This is a genomic window from Pseudoalteromonas fuliginea (assembly GCF_000690055.1).
Lineage (GTDB): Bacteria > Pseudomonadota > Gammaproteobacteria > Enterobacterales > Alteromonadaceae > Pseudoalteromonas > Pseudoalteromonas fuliginea.
Window position 1 is genome coordinate 1 of sequence record NZ_JJNZ01000098.1, and the last position, 20,458, is coordinate 20,458.

The 20,458-nt window shown below is 38.1% G+C and carries 20 protein-coding genes; 5 read left to right on the top strand and 15 right to left on the bottom strand.

What is annotated here, in order from left to right:
* Positions 1–214 precede the first annotated feature (214 nt).
* Complete coding sequence (locus DC53_RS01355; RefSeq protein ID WP_007378369.1) at positions 215–763, top strand: GspH/FimT family pseudopilin; 549 nt, start codon at positions 215–217, stop codon at positions 761–763.
* Between the two features lie 81 nt (positions 764–844).
* Positions 845–1,384, top strand: a complete 540-nt coding sequence (locus DC53_RS01350) for a GspH/FimT family pseudopilin (protein ID WP_007378370.1) — start codon at positions 845–847, stop codon at positions 1,382–1,384.
* A 201-nt stretch (positions 1,385–1,585) separates the two neighbouring features.
* On the opposite strand, the gene DC53_RS01345 is transcribed toward DC53_RS01350, so the two are convergent.
* From DC53_RS01345 to murJ, 13 genes are all read right to left on the bottom strand, one after another.
* Complete coding sequence (locus tag DC53_RS01345; RefSeq protein WP_007378371.1) at positions 1,586–2,005, bottom strand: type IV pilin protein; 420 nt, start codon at positions 2,003–2,005, stop codon at positions 1,586–1,588.
* 10 nt (positions 2,006–2,015) lie between these two features.
* The gene (locus DC53_RS01340; protein ID WP_033032058.1) at positions 2,016–5,282 is read right to left on the bottom strand and encodes a pilus assembly protein; all 3,267 of its coding nucleotides are present in this window, start codon (positions 5,280–5,282) and stop codon (positions 2,016–2,018) included.
* A 1-nt stretch (position 5,283) separates the two neighbouring features.
* Positions 5,284–5,787 carry a hypothetical protein gene (locus DC53_RS01335; RefSeq protein ID WP_007378373.1) on the bottom strand — a complete coding sequence of 168 codons (504 nt, stop codon included), beginning with the start codon at positions 5,785–5,787 and terminating at the stop codon, positions 5,284–5,286.
* A complete protein-coding gene (locus DC53_RS01330) occupies positions 5,775–6,776 on the bottom strand; it encodes a PilW family protein (protein WP_033032060.1) in 1,002 nt (333 codons plus the stop codon). Before DC53_RS01330 ends, DC53_RS01335 begins: the two co-directional genes overlap by 13 nt.
* A 2-nt stretch (positions 6,777–6,778) precedes the next feature.
* Positions 6,779–7,339 (bottom strand): type IV pilus modification protein PilV, encoded by a 561-nt coding sequence (gene pilV, locus DC53_RS01325; RefSeq protein WP_007378375.1) that lies wholly within the window; start codon positions 7,337–7,339, stop codon positions 6,779–6,781.
* Between the two features lie 127 nt (positions 7,340–7,466).
* A complete protein-coding gene (locus DC53_RS01320; protein WP_033032062.1) occupies positions 7,467–8,168 on the bottom strand; it encodes a LytR/AlgR family response regulator transcription factor in 702 nt (233 codons plus the stop codon).
* Complete coding sequence (locus DC53_RS01315; RefSeq protein ID WP_033032064.1) at positions 8,165–9,199, bottom strand: sensor histidine kinase; 1,035 nt, start codon at positions 9,197–9,199, stop codon at positions 8,165–8,167. The genes DC53_RS01320 and DC53_RS01315 overlap by 4 nt, the downstream gene beginning before the upstream one ends.
* A gap of 29 nt (positions 9,200–9,228) precedes the next feature.
* Entirely contained in the window at positions 9,229–10,158 is a 930-nt protein-coding gene (gene ispH, locus DC53_RS01310) for a 4-hydroxy-3-methylbut-2-enyl diphosphate reductase (protein WP_007376921.1), read from the bottom strand.
* Positions 10,158–10,598, bottom strand: a complete 441-nt coding sequence (fkpB, locus tag DC53_RS01305) for an FKBP-type peptidyl-prolyl cis-trans isomerase (RefSeq protein WP_002958231.1) — start codon at positions 10,596–10,598, stop codon at positions 10,158–10,160. The genes ispH and fkpB overlap by 1 nt, the downstream gene beginning before the upstream one ends.
* Positions 10,595–11,095: a signal peptidase II gene (gene lspA, locus DC53_RS01300; protein ID WP_007376920.1), complete on the bottom strand. Its 501-nt coding sequence runs from the start codon at positions 11,093–11,095 to the stop codon at positions 10,595–10,597. The genes fkpB and lspA overlap by 4 nt, the downstream gene beginning before the upstream one ends.
* Positions 11,096–11,107: 12 nt before the next feature.
* Positions 11,108–13,936 carry an isoleucine--tRNA ligase gene (gene ileS / locus DC53_RS01295; RefSeq protein ID WP_007376919.1) on the bottom strand — a complete coding sequence of 943 codons (2,829 nt, stop codon included), beginning with the start codon at positions 13,934–13,936 and terminating at the stop codon, positions 11,108–11,110.
* 5 nt (positions 13,937–13,941) lie between these two features.
* Positions 13,942–14,892: a bifunctional riboflavin kinase/FAD synthetase gene (gene ribF, locus DC53_RS01290; RefSeq protein WP_007376918.1), complete on the bottom strand. Its 951-nt coding sequence runs from the start codon at positions 14,890–14,892 to the stop codon at positions 13,942–13,944.
* Between the two features lie 84 nt (positions 14,893–14,976).
* Positions 14,977–16,515: a murein biosynthesis integral membrane protein MurJ gene (gene murJ / locus DC53_RS01285; protein ID WP_033023584.1), complete on the bottom strand. Its 1,539-nt coding sequence runs from the start codon at positions 16,513–16,515 to the stop codon at positions 14,977–14,979.
* Positions 16,516–16,810: 295 nt separating this feature from the next.
* Here murJ and rpsT point away from each other — a divergent pair, with 295 nt between their 5' ends.
* Positions 16,811–17,071: a 30S ribosomal protein S20 gene (rpsT, locus tag DC53_RS01280; protein WP_002958225.1), complete on the top strand. Its 261-nt coding sequence runs from the start codon at positions 16,811–16,813 to the stop codon at positions 17,069–17,071.
* Positions 17,072–17,140: 69 nt separating this feature from the next.
* Here the strand turns inward: rpsT and DC53_RS01275 are convergent, their stop codons facing one another.
* A complete protein-coding gene (locus DC53_RS01275) occupies positions 17,141–17,524 on the bottom strand; it encodes a response regulator (protein WP_007376916.1) in 384 nt (127 codons plus the stop codon).
* A 104-nt stretch (positions 17,525–17,628) separates the two neighbouring features.
* On the opposite strand from DC53_RS01275, the gene DC53_RS01270 reads away from it, so the two are divergent.
* Both DC53_RS01270 and DC53_RS01265 read left to right on the top strand, forming a co-directional pair.
* A complete protein-coding gene (locus DC53_RS01270) occupies positions 17,629–18,078 on the top strand; it encodes a hypothetical protein (protein ID WP_033032066.1) in 450 nt (149 codons plus the stop codon).
* 100 nt (positions 18,079–18,178) lie between these two features.
* Positions 18,179–18,424 carry a hypothetical protein gene (locus DC53_RS01265; RefSeq protein ID WP_007376914.1) on the top strand — a complete coding sequence of 82 codons (246 nt, stop codon included), beginning with the start codon at positions 18,179–18,181 and terminating at the stop codon, positions 18,422–18,424.
* 872 nt (positions 18,425–19,296) lie between these two features.
* Here DC53_RS01265 and DC53_RS01260 read toward each other — a convergent pair.
* Positions 19,297–20,217: a 2-hydroxyacid dehydrogenase gene (locus tag DC53_RS01260; protein ID WP_033032068.1), complete on the bottom strand. Its 921-nt coding sequence runs from the start codon at positions 20,215–20,217 to the stop codon at positions 19,297–19,299.
* Positions 20,218–20,458 lie beyond the last annotated feature (241 nt).

Consider the following 20,458-nt stretch of genomic DNA (forward strand, 5'->3'; position numbering starts at 1 on the left):
TGCTTTTTTCATAATTTTCTCCTGTGTTTACAATAAGAGAAAATTCTACGTTTGGCATCTATTATTTTTCGGGGGGATTACCCTTCGATTTTAGACAATCATAGAGTTCATAGCAAACAAAGCAATTGAATGACGGTGATAAAACAATCAACCATGGTATAATTTACCAAATAAAAATAGCTATACTTAAACAACTCGCAGTAATGAGATTAATATGAACAATAAACAAAACGGATTCACCCTTCTAGAATTAATGGTCACTGTTTCTATTGTGGGTATTATTGCTTCTATTGCCTTTTGGAACAGTAGCGACATGCTTGAAGAAAATAGGGCTGAAAATTTTTTGTTAGAGTTGAAAAGAAATATTAGCTATGCACGTTCTCAAGCAGCAAGTACTGATGAAATAATGGTGCTATGCCCTGGACCATTAAATAAGATAAGCGAAAATAAATTCTTTAATTGTCAAAACACATGGCAAGGCGATTCGGTAATAGCATTATTTGTTGATAAAAATAACAATGGTAAATTTAATAGAAAAACAGACACTATTTTTAGAGCAATGGAAAAAATTAGTTCTACAGATAAATTAAAATACACTGGAAATGAAAAAATGCTGCGCTTTAATACCAGCGGTCGTATCACGACTAATCCAGGCGACTTTATCTTTTGCCCCAATAACGGTACTGAAAACAATAAAGCGCTCAGAGTTTCTCAATCAGGAACAGCCTTTTATCTAGGAGATACCACAGAAAAATGTGATTAAAAAACACACTAATTAAATTTGTCATATTCTGATTATTTACTAGACTAAATTAATCATTTAGATTGATTTAAGGCTTCAGGGATGAGGTTTAAAACACGTTCAAACAAAATATTAGGGATAATTCTCATAGAGTTAATGGTGGCTTTATCAATCATTGCTATCATCAGTCAGCTTTCAATATGGTTCTTTTCAGATTTTTTAGCCTTAAATCGTGCCGACAATCAAGTTAACCTATTACATCGTAATATTAACTACGCACGGCTGTATGCAATCGAAAATAGCACCTACGTTACGCTATGTACGTTAAAAGAAAAGGAATGTGTGAAAGATGATTGGGACGGTCGAATCTCTTTATTTATCGATAATGATAAATCCACTACACTAAATAACGATGAACTACTTTTGAGTACATTTGAACATACTCATGATGCAGATAGCTTAAAATACCCTCGTGATGCAATAACTTTTAGGCCTGACGGTTCACTAAATGGCTTTCAAAATGGCACTTTTATCTATTGTCCAAATAGCGACAAGGCAAATCTTGAAGGGCTTGCCTTGTCAGTAAGTCAAACGGGTCGAATACGAATTAAATCAACCGATATATGTCAAAAAAGTAACTAACCTGAACTCTGGTTAAGAGGTTTACTAACGTATTTAATCATAGTGATGTTTAAATTTATTTTCTCTAGCCAGAGATTTTCAGTGAAAACAAGGCTAATTTACTTGCAATAGCTGGCCTATTGCAAGTAAATTCAACGCAGTCAGTACTGAAAATAGCTGCTTGAGATAGATTTATTATCCAAAGTTCAGGTTAACTAATAATTACCGACCCCAACAATAGTCAACGTCAGTAGCTCCTTTAGTACCTTTTGCACCCTTTAAGCCAATATCAGTAATAGATAGTTCAGTACAATCACCATCACCTTTTACTGCGCCACCTATGGGCTTTGCTTTAATGGTAAACGTATTCGTTTGTTTCACTTCGATACTGAGTTCAAAATGTTTACTTTCTGTTTTATTATTAATACCAAGGTTATCAAACGATTCTGTGTATTCCCTATTATCAACAAAAAACTGCTCTTCTTTATTTGCCGCATCCAATAATGCCGCAGCGGCTTCAGCACGCGAAGTGCGCTTAACATACTCAGTGTAATTAGGTAATGCTATTGAAGCTAATATACCAACGATAGCAACAGCTATCATTAGCTCAATTAACGTAAATCCACCTTGTTTATTGCTCATCTATTTTTCCTTAATTTTTGATTTCGTCATTTTCTTCACGCTTATAAATATAAGTTTGCTGCGTTTTGAAGCCAAAGCCGATAGGTTGAACATCATTAACTAACTTAATCTTACCATCAACAACATTTAACCCAGGCCCTACAATCTCGACTGGTTTCATTGGATTTTCAGCATTTTCGCCTTTGATGCCAGGGCCAATTAAATAGAACTGACTTTCCATTTTAACATCTATGTCTGTATCAATGATATCTGGTGGTGTAGGGTCATTTTCATCCAGAATAGGCTCTGCATCACATTTACCATTGTTATTTGCATCCACACAAGATTCTCCTTCGCCAAAATAAAGCTGTGCTGTATCGGGTACATCATAACTCGTGGAAAATTTTAATTCGTCATACACTTTCGTCCCGTAGTGTAAATGGAATGCATATAAAGAACCTCCTCCCCCACTAAGCGAGCATTGGTTTTCAGTTGACGTATCTGAAGCTGGCTTAAATGATGAAAAATAAGCAACACCACCTACAACGGCAGCTGCAGCTAACGACTTTTCACCTGTGCCTAATTCATAGTGCCAGCCCTTGAATCCAGCTAAATCTACTTCTAAGTCGACAAATTTATCAACATCATTTAATGCATTACCAAAAGGGTCTAAATTCATCGGCATTAAATCAGCTAGTTTAATCGCATCTGGTGTATTTGTTGTAAACGTTCGTGTTACCGTGTTTTCATCTCGAATCATTAACAATTGATCTTTTTCATTGGTATCATTCGGTTTCGAACGATTACCGCTCCCTAATACCACAGCATCAAAGGGTGTATCTAGCCGAGTTATAACTTTTTTACCATTTACAGTCACTTCAGAAACTTTGCTAAACATCGTTCTTACTATTAATGGGTTATAAAAAAAGCGTCTATCTTCTGTTGCTTGACTACTTCCCAATTCAGCAAACTTAAAGTGACTAAATTTATTTACATCGTCTCCTGGCATATCAATACGCCATATATCTCCTCCAGTATCAGATGCGTAAATTCTATCAATGTATCCATCGTAATCAGAATCAAGTAAAGAAACATTAGCAGCAATACTGTGTTCGCCCTCAAATCCATTAATATCAGGGGTGAGCGCCCATACTCTTTTTCCTGTTTCAGCTTCAACAATATAAATACCTCTACCTATATTATCTTTACTTCGAATAGCCGCATCCTTATTCGTATCATACCCTGCACCAAACACAAGTAACGGCTTATCACCAAATGCTTTTATGTAAGCAATCTGTGGCTTTGACCACGTTTGAGCTAATTCTTTAAAATCGCCTTTACCACCTTCGATTGGCTGTGCCCACAACTTTTTTGGCTCACTAGGGTCTGAAATATCAAGTGCATAATAGTTTTTACCACCACGTCGCATACCTGCTACAGCCCAGACTTGATCACCTTGACTTGCATCAATAACACCATCATTTAAGCCATTATCATTTAGGTTTTTATTATTAAAATAAACACTAATCGGCCCATCCATACCATACAGTTTACCGGTTTCATTATTGCGAAGAGGTTTAATAATGTCATATAGATCAGAAGGTATAAATGCCCAACTTTCGCTCACTTCATTATTAACATCATCATCTTTGAACATATGCAGAAATCCAGCATTAGTGCCTATTAGAATACGAATATCATCATTGCCGTAATCTATCGCTATCGGTTTAGAATGCAGGGGGTCACCAAAAATATTACCTCTTTGATCTGTTCTATCGCCATCACCGTTTTCATCATCAACATCAATGCCCATAGACCATTTAATATCAGAGCTACTTAAAGTAATCGGATTGTCATCTAATGAATCAAGTATCTCGCTTACAATCGTGGTGTTAAATTCAACAATACTTCCTTGCTTATTTGTATAAAGATTCCGCCTTTTTAAAGCATCACTGCCAGTGAGTGAGCTTAAGTGATAATTTACACCACCTTCTGCAACCAAACTTCCATCAGCTGACTGTTCACTTGGTAACCAATAGGTTTTTGCATCATCATCAATCAAACCATCCGAATCAAGCGCCGCTTTATTCGTTGAATCAATAATACGGCTACCAGAAACTTTTAATTTTTTTAAGTTTCCTTTCCACCTAGTACCTATTTCAGGATAAAACATAGCGAAATAAATAGCATTTCGACTACGAGTTTGATCGACGTTATTACTCGCTACAGATGGCGATGAAAAGCTATCATTTACTTCTCGAATTTTAGAAATTGCTTTATTTAGTGACTTAGATAATTCATCTGGGGTACTGGCTGGAAAGTTTTCGCCACCACCTAATGACGAAGCTTTAACTAAAAGCTCTTGCCCCTTAGCACTCATTCCAGAACCAAAACCTATTGTGTATAGACGCCCTGTCTCGTGAATATCAGGAGTCGCTGGATACAAATCTACTTTTACATTACTCGTACCATGAATAACTTTAGCCAACTGATGTAAATAGCTACTGTAATAACTATCAGTACTCCAATTTAGGCCTTGCCCAAAGTACTTCTTATGCTCATCACTAATTACGCTATCACTATCATTATCTCCTGACGGATCACCATCAGTCATATAAATAATATTTACTGAGTTATCACAACGCTTCGCTTCCTCTACGCTGTCATTAAATGGAGAAACATACGTATAAGTAGTTTGTGTATCATAATAGTTATAACAAACCTCTCTGCGATTTCGCCCCCAACCAGTCCAATAGCAATGCTCTTTTTCTATCTGAGTCGTTACAATATCTTCAACACTGGTATCTCTTTCAACTTCGCTTGCTCCCAAACCATAGCTCACACTTTGCCCTGTAATATATAAATAGGCTTCCCAGAGTGTCTCTGTTAGCGGCGTTCCACCATCCGCTGGTAAATTTGCGATTGACGATTTAACCACAGAGGGGTCTTTCCCCAAGCCATTTATAATATAACCGCCATCAGTCTCTTTAAAACGCATTAAACCAAAGTCAATATTATCGTTATCTTCTATAACTTTATTCATCGCATATTGTGCCGCACCTAGGCGACTATCCGAGCATAATATATAGCGTCTTAGATTATTACTGTACCCACAATCATTACCCGAACTTGATGAAAACGCCATACTTCCCGATGTATCAAATATAAGCAGCACACGTGGTTTTTCATCCACGTTAATATTATGATTCACGTAGAGCTCTATATCCTCAGCGGTAGCCGGTACACTCATTGTTAACCCTAGAGATGCAGCAAATAATTTATTTAATTTAAGTCTCATTTTAAATTCCTTTGCCTGTACTAGCCATTTGTTGAGCAATACCGGTAACAATGGTTAACTGATGTTTGCTTTTAGAGCCATACTCTATTGTTGTTGATACTTGCATCATATTGCAAGCAACCCCTTTTGTGCAGCTATAGCACCTCGGACACTCCAGATTAAGTGCGCCTTTATTTAAGTTAATCATTTTACTTGGCATACCATTATGTTCAGCAATAAGCATTCCGTCGGTGCTTTCGTCAGCTATTTTAGTGACTTCCTCGGGTGACAAGAAGAACTGATTAGCCGCACCTTTATTTGCTTCCTCAGCAATCACGCGAAGTACTTCGCCTATCAATTCATTTTCAGCTACTTCGCGCTCTTGTGCTGCATTCGTAATTTTAATATCAATACTGCTACTGCTCATTAATGTTACCGCAATACCCGTGACAGCAATTACCATTATCAAAGCAGTAATCAGTACAACACCTTGTTGCTTGATTTGTGATTTCATTAAATGCGCCATAAATTTTCCCCAACGTTATTTAATCGAATAGTCGTTGTAAAAACAGTTCGCCTAAAATTATCTGTAAATTGTAATTCTCTATTATCTGCATCTTCGCCTAACGTGTATGTTTGATTTTTAATGCTAAGGTCTGCATCAGGTTGCAGGGCCCGTATCAATAAAAATACTTGCACAGTTAAAATTCCTTTGCGATTTTCCCAATCGGCTGGAGCCATATTATCAATGCTCTTATACATATCTATTCGACTATCATTTGTTGTGTCTAAGCCAAAAACAAAACGCATGTTTTCGACCCCTTCCATTATTGTTTCGGTTTTCATAGCATCGTCAACCAAACGTTTACGCATTAATGCAGGAACCGTTAACTTATTATTATTTACCGTATAGGTTTGATTAGAAATATAATAAACATGGTGACTATACGGCCACACTGTCGCATTAACATTTAGCGTCGCTGGATCAACAATATTTCGCACAAATTGTGCACGCTCTTGCTCTGCTATAAAGTAATTTTCTTTATTTTGTGTTTCATTACTGCCCGCTTTAACTGTAATTGGATCACCCTGTAAAAACTTAAGCTGCAGGATATCCGTTCCACCTATTGGATTAGTTACGCAATTAAGCTCTTTTACGGCTCCCGCTGTTTTGGCATAAATAGTGCGAAAGTTAGTGGTACTGGAAAGATCTGGGAAACTGCCGTTATTTAAGCCTTCAAGGCAATCGTTTGCTGCATTAGGTGTTGTTAATGTCGTCGTGTTCGCTGATGAAAATGAATCATCATAAAATGTTCCCCAAAACCCAATTTGCTCAATATCTCGTTGCATTATATTTATAGCTAAGCGACCTGACTCTTGCAGCTCGCCTATTGTCATAGTATCTCGAGTTGTTACTTTCATACCTATGTAGGTAAACATGACACCACCAAGTACAAGACCACCAATAAAAAGAGAGATCATGACTTCTATAAGTGTAAACCCTTTTTGTTTCATGCTTAGCTCCTAAGATAGATATAGCTGGTCAAAACAACTAGACGGCGTCGTTTATCTGCTGTCCCGCATTTAATATCGCCCGTCGCTTTATTAGCGGTAAATTCTTGCCTGCCTTGCCACGAGACAACAACCTCTAAGTTGAATGCTTTACCGCCTGAGCCACCAATAGCTGAAGGGTTTATACATACAGTGGCCCCATCCAGCGTTCCTGTATTTTCGCGAGCGCGTATAGCTCGTTTCCACTGTTCAATATCCAACAGCGCAATTTGTGCTGAACTGCATGAATTACTAAAACAAGTAGTTGTCGATTTCATAGCGGTTTGGCTATTAAACGTTTGTTTATAGAGTGTGCCTAATTGAGACGTATCATTAGCACGAATACGTTGAATAATATCGTTGCCAAGCGCTACAGCCGCAGCGCGCTGCATTGAATCAAAACTTGCTTGCTTTGCTTTAGCTTGTAGTGCGATAGCACCTAACAAACCAAAGCTGAGAATAATAAATGCAATAAGCACTTCTATCAGTGTGAAACCTTTTTTGGAAGAAGGAGAGTAAGATTGCATAAAAAAACCAAATGAAAATTATCTAATTATTAGTTTATCTGCTAAATGGTAATGTTCAATCAATACTACGATAGGCGGTTAAATTTGTTGATAAGCGGTTAACAGAATATATTTAAGAGGTATAAAATCAAAGCGCGCTTTTGACAGCCTTGAGCTCACGACGACTAACAGGCAGTAACTCGCGACTCCCTTTAAGTTCAATCATGTGATGACTACTCCCTTGCGAATGCAAAGCAATAACCCTTTTTTTATTAACTAATGTATTACGATGAATTCGTAAAACATACGCTGGATAGAGTAATTCTAACTGCTTTAAACTTTGTTCTAGTAAAGCTTCTCCAGTTAAAAATACCATTTTGGTGTATTTTTCTTCTGCACTAAAGTACAAAACATCTTTTATATCAACGCTACGTAGAGTACCAGCTAGCTGATAAGAAATTTTTACATTTTGCTGTTTTTGAATATGCACTTTGTTTAAACGCCCGACTTGCTTAAGCACCTTTTGCAATGATTGCTCTGAAATAGGTTTAACTAAATAACCCGCTGCGCTTAATTGTAAAGCATCGAAGGCATGCTCAGGGTGAGCAGTTATAAAAACAATTGCTGGAGGTAGAATTAAACTATTGAGCTCATTAGCAACTTGTAAACCATTCATTCCAGGCATATCAACATCTAAAAAAATTAAATCTGGCGTTTGCTTTTTAGCAAGTATTAGGGCTTCATTACCATTACTTGCCTCGCCTTGTACAACTATACTTTTGTCGTGTGCTAACAAACGAATTAAGCGCGATCTCGCAAGAGGTTCATCATCAACAATGAGTACATTCATACACTGCCCTCAATTAGCTTAGGGATCACGACCTTGACCCTAAACACATCATTTTTACTAGTAATTGTTAGCTGCGCTTTATTTTTATAATAAATATTTAATCGCTGGCGAATATTTTCAAGCGCCATGCCGTTATTAGGCCTAGTTTGAGCATTAGAAATTACTATGGGGTTAGATACAATCATGGTTATATAGCCGGTAGTAATATGCAGCTCTACTTTTATTTCTGCACCATGCTCACTTGTTTCAACGCCGTGGCATACCGCATTTTCAATTAATGGCTGCAGTGTTAAACAAGGAATACTCAATGCAGGTAGTTCATTGGGTATTTGCCAATCAACTCTTAAGCGGTTACCAAAACGCCATGTTTCAAGTGCTATATATTGCTTACTCAGCGTTATTTCATCGTCAAGAGATACATTTTTTCCTGAGTGCATTGCAGCCTGCGATAAGGCGGCTAATGCTAAAATGGCTTGCTCTGCCGCATCGGCATCATGATGGGTAAGCTCCGCAGCAGTGTTTAAACTATTATATAAAAAATGAGGACGTATTCTAGCTTGTAAGGCATCAAGCTCAGCACGAGAGAGCGCCTTAGTTTGTTGCGCTTTTTCAAAATGAATTAATAAAAATTGGACGAATAAAGCTGCCAGCAAAGCCACTATAATGCAATTGCGAAGTGTAAAATAAATTAGGTTCTTTGTATCATCTATATCAAAAGCAAAATGGGAAAATAAAATACTAAAAATACAGGTAGATAATAAAAAAGAAGCAAAAAATAGACTTAACTGAAAAGCTTGAGTACGGTTTTGTAAAAAAAAACGACAAAAATATAAAGAAGAAGTGCCGACTAAAACAATTAAATGTAAAAATAAACTAATGATCCCAAGTCGAAGCCAAATATCACCTTCTACATTGGGTGCAAAGGCTAAAACAATAGCAATAACTTGAGAAACAATAAGCGAAGCTAATACGCCTCGCTCATTAAAAAGAGCCGAAAAAAGCAAACCATCATTTTGAAGTGACTTGCTCATAACGACTCTCCTTTAATCTAAATTTTAAATTAACGTAGCTCTACAGGAACAGCAAATACTATATTCTCTTCTTCGCCTGGGTTTTCAACAACCTGTGTGCCACCTAGCTCTTTTAATCGGCTTATAACTTGTTGTACAAGTACTTCTGGCGCAGAGGCTCCCGCAGTAACACCCACTGATTTAGAACCCGAAACCCACTGTTCTTGCACATCAGTTGCATCATCAATTAAATAAGCAACCGTGCCCATTTTATCTGCCAGCTCACGCAAGCGATTAGAATTAGAGCTATTTTTAGCGCCAACGACTAATAGCACGTCAACTTTGTCAGCTAAGTCACGCACAGCGTCTTGACGATTTTGCGTTGCATAACAAATGTCATCTTTACGCGGTCCGTCAATTGATGGAAACTTATTGCGAAGTGCATCAATAACATCAGCGGTATCATCAACAGAAAGCGTTGTTTGGCTGCAATAAAAAAGGTTTTCAGCATTTTTTACATCAAGCGCAATTACATCGTCAACAGTTTCAACAAGGTAAATGCCACCGGCTGAGTTATCATATTGTCCCATTGTTCCCTCTACTTCAGGGTGACCATGGTGTCCAATTAAAATACACTCAATACCTTTGCGACTCGCACGTGTAACTTCCATATGTACTTTAGTTACAAGCGGACACGTTGCATCAAATACTTTTAAGTCACGGCGTTTAGCCTCGCTGCGAACAGCTTGCGATACGCCATGTGCGCTAAAAATAACAATGCTGTCGTCAGGTACTTGATCAAGCTCTTCAACAAAAACCGCACCACGGCTTTTTAGTCCATCAACCACATAGCGGTTATGTACTACTTCGTGGCGAACATAAATTGGCTTTTCAAAAATATCCAAAGCGCGCTCAACAATACTAATAGCACGGTCAACACCAGCGCAAAAGCCGCGTGGATTAGCTAATAATATTTCCATTAACCTTCTACCTCTATAATATCAACTTCAAACGTTAAACGCTGACCAGATAAAGGGTGATTAAAATCAATCGTTACCGACTCGCCTTGCACTTCACGTACTAAACCTGGAAGCTCAGTCCCATCAGGTTGAGTAAACGCAATAATTGCACCTACCTTAGCTGGTGTTTCTGGACCAAACTTACTACGATCAACATAGTAAATATTATCTGGGTTTGGCTGGCCAAACGCATCTTCAGGTTCTAATTCAAACGTTTTACTTTCGCCTGCAGTTAGCCCTAATAAACACTTTTCGAAGTTTGCCGTTAAGCTGCCATCGCCCATTGTTAATTTAGCAGGTTTATTGTGCACCTTGGTAGAGTCGGCGGCAGAACCATCTTCTAATTTAATAGAAAAATGGAAAATAACTTGTGAGTTTTCACCAATTACAGCTTGGCTCATGCTTTATGCTCCTTCGGACTCTCACCGGTAAAGGCGTCAAATAACAATAGTGCTGCGCCAATACAAATAGCGCAATCAGCAATATTGAATACAGGAAAATGTGAGTCTTTATAAAATACGTGAATAAAGTCGATTACATAACCATACGCAATACGATCGTATAAATTACCAATAGCGCCTGCAAGTACCAGTGCATAGGCACCGCATAGTACTTTGTTTGTTGCAGGTAAACGTTTTAGCCACCACACAAGCAAAGCACTAATAGCAATGGCAATTGCACTTAAAAACCAACGCTGCCAACCACCCGCTTCACTTAAAAAGCTATAAGCAGCACCATAATTATGCACATAAGTAATACTAAAAACAGGGAGTAAATTTATCGACTCTTGATAAGCCATTGTCCCTACAACAAGTGTTTTACTGGCAAAGTCTATTACTAAAAGTAATAGACTCAACCAAAGCCACACTAAACCACTTTTTTGGGCTAGTTTGCTCACTAAGAATAACTCCTAAGCGAATTGACGCTTTTCACCTTCGCCATCAACATTACTTACACAGCGACCACAAATTTCAGGATGAGCAGGCTCAACACCTACATCTTCACTGTAATGCCAACAACGCTCACATTTAGCAGCATCTGTTGCAGCAACACTAATGAACAAACCTTCAATTTCGGTAGCTTGTGTATCAGCAGGCTGGCTATCAACTTCAGTAACATTTACCGCTGATGTTAACAATACAAAACGCAGTTCATCACCAAGCGCATTTAACTTAGCGGCAAGCTCTTTACTCGTAAATAAATTAACCGTTGCTTGAAGTGTTGCACCAATGACTTCTTCTTTACGTGCAGCTTCTAATAAGCGGTTTACTTCGTCACGTACAGTTAAAATCTCTAACCAATCATCGTTACTAAATTGGCTATTTGTTGGCGCTTGTAAGCCATCGTACCAAACTGATGTAAATACGTAGTCACTACGCTCACCCGGTAACGCTTCCCAAATTTCTTGTGCGGTAAAGCTCATAATAGGTGCCATCCAACGCGTCATTGCTTCTGCAATATGATAAAGCGCTGTTTGACAAGAGCGACGTGCATGGCTGTCGCTCTTAGCTGTGTATTGACGATCTTTAATAACATCTAAATAGAACGAACCAAGTTCACCCGTACAGAAGTTCATTAGCTTTTGCGTTACTAATAGCATTTGGTAGCTGTCGTACGCGGCTAAAATCTCGTCTTGTAACTGAGCAGCACGGCCAACAATCCACTTATCAAGCTCAACCATATCATCAACAGCTACTTGATCAGTTTTTGGATCAAAACCATTTAGGTTAGCAAGCAAGTAACGGCTGGTGTTACGAATACGACGGTAACGATCGGCTGAACGTTTAAATATTTCATCCGACACAGTCATTTCTGCCGTGTAATCGGTAGAGGCAACCCATAAACGTAGAATGTCGGCACCTAGTTTATTCATCACATTTTGTGGTGAAATAACATTACCTAGTGACTTAGACATTTTTCGGCCGTTTTCATCAACCGTAAAACCATGAGTCAATACTTGGCGGTATGGCGCATGACCATTAATAGCCACTGATGTCATCATCGATGACATAAACCAACCACGGTGTTGATCAGACCCTTCAAGGTATAAATCAGCTGGCCCCACTAAGTCTTCACGGGCGTCTACAACACAAGCGTGCGATACACCTGAGTCAAACCATACATCTAGCGTATCTTGTACTTTCATGTATTGCTTGGCGTCTTCTTCACCAAGTAAAGTAGCTGGTTCTAAATCGTACCATGCTTGTATACCAGACTTTTCAACAAGCGCTGCTGCTTGAGCAATTAGCTCTTGTGTATTTGGGTGAAGTGCACCGGTGTCTTTGTCAACGAACAACGCGATTGGCACGCCCCAAGTACGCTGGCGTGATATACACCAATCTGGGCGGCTTTCAACCATGTTAGAAATACGGCTTTCGCCCCACTCTGGTAACCATTGCGTGTTTTTAATCTCAGCAAGAGAATCTTGACGCAAGTTAGCCTGATCCATACTTACAAACCATTGTGGTGTAGCACGGAAAATGATTGGTGTTTTATGGCGCCAACAATGCGGGTAACTATGCGTAAGCGCATGATGATGCATAAGCGCACCGTGCTCTTTTAATACTTCAATTACGCTCGCATTCGCCTTAAATACGTGCTGACCTGCAAAAAGTTCGGTATCTGGTAAATAAACACCATTTGCACCAACAGGGTTAGCTACTTCAAGGTTGTAATTTAAACCAGCCACGAAATCTTCTTGACCATGCCCAGGTGCGGTATGTACAACACCAGTACCTGAATCAGTCGTTACGTGTTCAGCAACAATCACTGGTACATTAAAATCATAAAAAGGATGGGCTACTTGCAAGTTTTCAAGCGCTGCACCTTTTACATACCCTAGTATGTGAAAGTGATTAAAACCAAAACGGTCCATAGCATCTTTAACAAGCTCAGAGCCTAAAATTAGACGTTGTTGTACGCCTTCATCTTCAACCTGTACTAACGCATACTCTAAATCGGCATGCACAGCCACAGCGCGGTTTGCAGGAAGCGTCCACGGTGTTGTTGTCCAAATAACAGTACCAACACTGCCTTCACCTTTATGACCATCAGCCAAATCAAATGCACTCACAACAGCATCTTGATCAACAAATGTAAAACGCACATCAATCGCTGGAGATTGCTTATCTTGGTATTCAACTTCTGCTTCTGCTAATGCAGAACCACAATCTGTACACCAATGCACAGGCTTAGCACCTTTATGCAAATGACCTTTTTCAATAATACGACCAAGTACACGAATTGCATTCGCTTCAAAGTCAAAGTTCATTGTTAAGTAAGGCTTATCCCAATCTGCAAATACGCCTAAACGTTTAAAATCAACTTTTTGACCTTCAACTTGTTTTTTAGCGTATGCACGGCATTTTTCACGAAACTCGCTCGCGGTTACTTTTACGCCCGGCTTGCCTACTTTTTTCTCAACCATTAACTCGATTGGTAAACCATGACAATCCCAACCAGGAACTAATGGTGAATCAAAGTCAGATAATGTTTTAGACTTAACAATAATGTCTTTTAATATTTTATTAACTGAGTGGCCTAAATGGATGTCGCCATTTGCATACGGAGGGCCGTCATGCAAAATAAAGGTCTTTTTACCTTTCTTAGCGCTGCGAATTTGACCGTATAGGTCGTCTTCATACCATGCTTTAAGCATTTTTGGTTCACGTTGTGCCAAATTGCCACGCATTGGAAACGGTGTTTCCGGTAAGTTCAAAGTATGTTTATAGTCGCTCATTTATCCTACATTCCGTCTCTATCGGCTACCTGATTTAAACCAAAACACTGCTTAGCGGCAGCAACATCAGTTGCTATTTGCGCCGTTAATTGTGTTAATGTCTCGAATTTTTTCTCATCGCGAAGTTTTTTTATTAACTCCACATGCATAAATTGTCCGTAAATATCCTGTGCAAAATCAAAAAGGTGAACTTCTAATAATGCACGAGTTCCATTGAATGTCGGCTTATTACCTACATTTGCAACTCCAAAAATCTGTTTTCCTGCAATCGTTGCTTGCACTGCAAACACTCCGTTAACAGGACACACTTGGCGTTTTAGGGCAATATTTGCTGTTCTAAAACCGAGTTCGCGTCCTCTTTTCCAGCCATGTATAACACGCCCAGAAATAGCATAATCGTGACCAAGCATTATTTTAGCACTCGCTAAGTCACCAGATGCTAAAGCATCTCGTATTAAAGTGCTGCTCACTCTAGCATTTAATTGACGAAAGCTCGCGGTGCTTTTTACGTCCATGCCGGCTTGCGTTCCTATGCTAGCAAGCAAAGCAAAGTTACCTTGGCGCTGTTTACCAAACTTAAAATCATCACCAACAGTAAGTGCTTTAACACCTAACTTTTTAATCAAAATCTCATTAACGAATTGCTCAGCATGCATGTTTGCAAATTGCTGATTAAAGCTAATGCAAATAACTCGCTCAATACCTAAATCACTTAGCAAACGTAGCTTATCTCGCAAGCGCGTTAGCCGTGCTGGGGCATTATTTTTAGCAAAAAACTCTTGTGGCTGAGGCTCAAACAGCATTACAGTGCTTGGCAAACTATGTGCTTTAGCATCAATAAGTAAACCTTTTAATACTTCTGCGTGGCCTAAATGAACACCGTCAAAATTACCAATAGTTAACACACAACCAAAATGGTGCGGGCGAATATTGTGTATACCTCTAATTAACTCCATGCCACCTAATGCCTTGTTTAGCGAGTTATTAATTACGACTAAAAATTAATTAAAGTCGCAGAGTTGCCGATTATAATCTTTTTTTTAATTTGATTCAGTAATTGCTACACTTTTTATCGTATTTAGTCTAACGCCCATCAAAAATAGCATTGCAAAGTAACTAATACCTGCCAAAGCCACTAATGCTATTAATAACATTACCTGATGTGTAAAGCTCCATGTAGCCCAATAATAGTAACTGCTCACAAACCATGTAACAGCTCCCATAAACGCACTTGCAACAACACACTTAAGTGTAAAGCGCATGCTCGTTGATGAAAACTGGTATACATTTTCTTTTTTAAGCTGCCTGTATAATAAAAATGCATTGCAGCTAGCCGATAACGAAGTAGCAAGTGCTAACCCTAAATAACCAATGAAAGGAGCCAGCATAATGTTAAACACCATATTAAGTACTAAGGTGATAATACCAATACGCACCGGCGTTTTAGTGTCTTGGCGAGCGTAAAAGCCAGGAGCCAGTACTTTAATTAGCATAAAACTTACAAGCCCTACTGAATATGCGACTACGCCTAGGCTTACTGCTTTGACATGATCAATACTGTCTTCTTTAAATGCACCGTGATCGAACAATACAGTAATAATAAGTGGACTGATGATCATTAAACCTATCATTGCTGGTAGGCCTAAAAAGATAACAAAACGCACTCCCCAATCGAGAGTCTGCTGAAAGTCGCTACTTTTTTTACTGCTATGTAGTTTAGAAAGCGCCGGTAAAATAACTGTCGCAATACCAATACCAAATAAACCCAGCGGAAATTCAATTAAGCGGTCTGAATAATAAAGCCATGCAATTGAGCCCGTCATCAGTAATGACGCAATCATGGTATCTAGCAACAGATTAATTTGACTAATAGAGACACCAAACAAAGCCGGTAGCATAAGTTTTCGTACTTTTTTTACGTTTTCGTCTTGCCATGCCCAACGCGGACGCGCCAACATTTTTGCACGGTATAAAAATGGAAGTTGAAACAAAAGCTGTACAACGCCACCAATAAATACGCCAATTGCGAGAGAATAAGCCCCGACGCTAAATTTATCATGTAAAAAAATGGCACACGTAATGATAGAAACATTGAGTAAAACAGGTGTAAATGCAGCAACAGCAAAACGGTTATACACATTCATGACTGCACCACTAAGCGCCACTAAACTTACAAAAAATAAATAAGGGAATGTAAATTTAAGTAATGAACTTGCAAGTTCAAATTTTTCGGCATTAGGCCCTCCCTGCCACCAATCTATAAACCAACCTGTACCAAATAATGCTGCAATAACAGGGGAGGCAACAACACCAATAATAGTGACAATCAATAAAATGGTTCCTAATGTACCTGCCGCTTGTGCAACAAAAAGCCTGACTTTGTCGTCACCTTGTTGCTCTTTAATTTCACTCAACACGGGTACAAATGCTTGTGCAAACGCCCCTTCTGCAAATAAACGACGTAGAAAATTAGGAATACGGTTAGCAAATAAAAAAACATCAGCCGCTGCACTTGCACCTAATAAATTGGCAACGACAGCATCTCGAACGAGCCCTAAAATACGCGATATCATAGTCATACAACTAACTATCATACCGGAGCGAAATAAACCTTTTGACACCTTAAACCTACTCAAAAATCCCTAAGAGAGGCGATTATGCCACAGTCTTTTTTATAAATCGCTTTAAAGCACTAGGCTGGGGGTCTGTGCTTTGTTACAATGTCTGTATTAACTGCTAAAGCGGCAAATTGATGCTCGTTATATGGTGCAGTTTTTCTTGGATTGTTAAATTTAAATTGACATTCATGATTGAAACAGGCATATTCCACGGCCTTTAATTTAAGCTTTATTTTAAGATTGTTAGGAGCAAACCTTGGCTAACATCAAGTCTGCAAAAAAACGCGCTATCACAAGCGAAAAAAACCGTCAGCACAACGCAAGCCGTCGTTCAATGATGCGCACTTACTTCAAAAAAGTAATTGTTGCTATTGAAGCGGGCGATAAAGAAGCTGCACAGCAAGCTTTTTCTGTTGCTACACCTATCCTAGACCGTTACGCAACTAAGGGTCTAATTCACAAAAACAAAGCAGCTCGTCATAAGAGCCGTATAGCAGCTAAGATTAAAGCTCTATAATTTGTTTTTGATAGAATATAAAAAACCGGCTTTTGCCGGTTTTTTTTTATTTAAAATTTAATTACATAATTACACGTTTTCTAAATCTGGATAGAACTTCTTAAGCATTGCCGCTATTTTTTTAGGAGTGAATGGCTTAACCACAAAACCTTTAGCGCCTTTATCTATCGCATCTTTTACATTCTCTATACCCGAATGAGCCGATACCATAACAACATTAGTCTCAGGGCTTAATTCATTTATTTGTGCAATTAATTCTTTACCATCACCATCAGGTAATTCAATATCTAAAAAGATGATATTATATTTTGCAGCGCGGCACTCGCTAATACACTGTGAGGCGGTAGATGCTTCCTTTACGTTATCTATCCCTAAATGCATCAGCGTTTGACTTAAAAAGCTGCGTACAGTGCTAACGTCATCTACAATTAAAATTGATAGCTGCGTATTCATCTTCATTCCTCATAGGCTACAAGCCAAATTTACGTTATTATATTGGTATATAAATTTATTCATTTAATTATAGAGACCTACACCAAAAAGGCCAGATCTGCTTTATGTCAAAAACACAAAAAAAACAAACACTACTTGGAAAAACGCCTGCCAAAAAAAAGCAAGTACAACAACGTAGGCCTCGTACAGCATCGCAAGGCGCAATAAGTGAAACTCAAGGTCCGACTATTTCTAGCCAAGGTGGCAAAGAAACTAAGTCAAAAAAAGGTTTAATAATAACTTTAAGCATTGCTCTATTAATAATAATAACGTTTCCAAAGCCGACATTACTCACCTATAAAAAATTAGGGATGGTAAGCGAAAGCATTTATTGGCCTGGTGTATTTGGCTACGGAGCTACCATTATAGATTCAAACTTGCACCCACAATTAGATTCTAGACGAAAATCCCTTTATTTATGTACTAATCCAGAAAGTTTAAATAACTGTCAAAAGTATCAAGTCATAGCAGATCATGGTTTATTTTCAGCGATTGGAAGTTATTTTAAGCATTAAAAAAACTAATCTGAAAATTTAAAATTACTTGGTTGAAAGGTGCGCAAAATATCAACATAATGGCGCTCCTTTTTTCTACAACTGAACTATTGAAACGACCATGCTAAACGAGCTAGATTGGCTTTTAAACACGATACTACTTGCACTAGGTTTAGGTGCATTCTTTATTAACCAGATAACACTGCTACGCGTTGCCGCGATTAGTGCATGTGGTTTGTTATTTTTATCTTTTAGCTTAGATCTTATGTCGTCGAGTGTTATTTCAAATATGAGTTTGGTGCTGATAAATACTTTTTACTTGTTCAAAGTTTATACATTTGGACAGTTCAATGTAACTCAAAGTTAACAACTTTCCCTTAGATTATTTTATAGCCCAGCATTGCTGGGCTTTTTATTGCAAAAATAGAAAGGTTCTCGGAAACATCATAAATTTAGAAAAATTATTGTCATTAGCGAAATTTTGGGTGAGTAAGGCCGTGTTTACTCTTTTAAGGCTGAATTTGTATATTGGATTGCTTGCTCGCCCACATCCAACGCTCGATCCAAAAATTAGACGATAAATTTTTTATTCTTATACCTATTAGCTTAATTAAGTGATGTATTTTGAGGTAAGAAAACCGTGCCAATAACAAGGCAATAATTTCGTTATTTAGTTGTTATCACTAATTGCTCCTGCATCCGTGCAGTCGTATATCAGAAATATTTAACGCAGTTAGCGTCAGATTTTACCCCTAAAATTGATTAAGTATTATTGCGGATTGGTACTACCTAGATGTGAGTGGGTAATTCTAAGGAAATAACGTGACCTAAATAACTTGGCTCTGGATAATAAATCGATCCCAGGCAGCTATTTTCAGCGCTAACTGCATTGGATTGACTTGGAATAGGCCCGAAGGTTTCAGTCGGTTAAGTAATCTCTTAACCAAAGTTTAGGTTAAATAGTATTTATGGAAACGATAAAAAAGCAAAAATTTAGAAATAACCACAGCAAGATTAAATAATTTACTGTGGCATTGTGTAATTACAGAACAGTCGGTTGATTAAACCAAGCAGATACACCCAATACAATAATCGAAATAACTATTAAACTTAACTTCACACCACCTTGATTCGTCTTCATAACACCCTCTTTATTGTTTTTATTAATGAGAATACCTAACAACAATAATAAAAATTACAAGTGTTAACAAGTAGTTTGTTAAATTATTTAACTATCCATTAATAACCTTTCGTTCTATCTATTAGATTATTAAGTTTACTACCTTGCCTTAAACATTCAATATTTTCTGCTATTTGCTCAATAACACTTCTTAAATCAGATAATGCGGCACAGTGAGGCGTCAGTGTTATTTTTGGGTGCTGCCAATATGGGTGGTCGATTGCGAGTGGCTCTTGCTCAAAAACATCTAAAGTAGCTACTCGTAAGCTATCTGTATTTAAAGCATCTAATAAATCTTGCTCAATAACATGCTCCCCACGGGCAACATTAATGAGTCCTGCATGGACTGGAAGCTTTGATAATAATATGCGATCAATTATACCGGTAGTTTCTTGTGTAAGTGGCAATAAACAAATTAGATAATCTATATTAGGAAGCATTTTATTAAGGCCTTGTTTAGCATAAAACATTTCAACATTAACTGCCTTTTTCTCTCTTTGCGCCCATGCACTTACAAGAAAGCCATTACTAACAAGCTTTTTTGCACACGCCTTGCCCAACTCACCAAATCCTAAAATACCAACATTTTTATAGCTATAAGCACGCTTTGGCTGCCAACTTTGCTGGTTTTGTTTAATAAAATACTCTTTAAAACGTAACTTTTGCGCTAATACATGAGCAAGTACATATTCAGCCATATCCTCTGCCAACTGAGTATCAACAATGCGCACAACCTCAACATTACTAGGTAATAATGCTAAATCGATACTGTCAACTCCAGCACCAAAAGACGAGACAACTTTTAAATTAGGAAGTTGTGACCACATTGTTTGCGGGGCTTTCCAAGCAAGTACAAAGTCGACTTTATCCAAACTCTGGCAATTTGGCCACTCTTCTATGCATACATTAGGTAACCGTATTTTTAATTGCGCCATTAATTTTTTGTTATCTCGCCCTGTGATAGCAACTAATACAGACATCTTTATTTCCAAATAAGTTTCGAGTTTAACTAATTATACTAATCGAGATATCTTTGCCTAGGGCCTACTGACCTTTTAGATTAAAATTCGTTCAATCTAGGGTATTTAATCGCGGCGCGAGGTTTGTAACCTAGCGGGCTCGGTAACTGCTCCTGCGTTACCCTAGTGGCTTACATCCATGTAAGAATAAGTAATACCAACCTGCATAAATCTTTGATCAATTTAACGAATTAAATTGCAC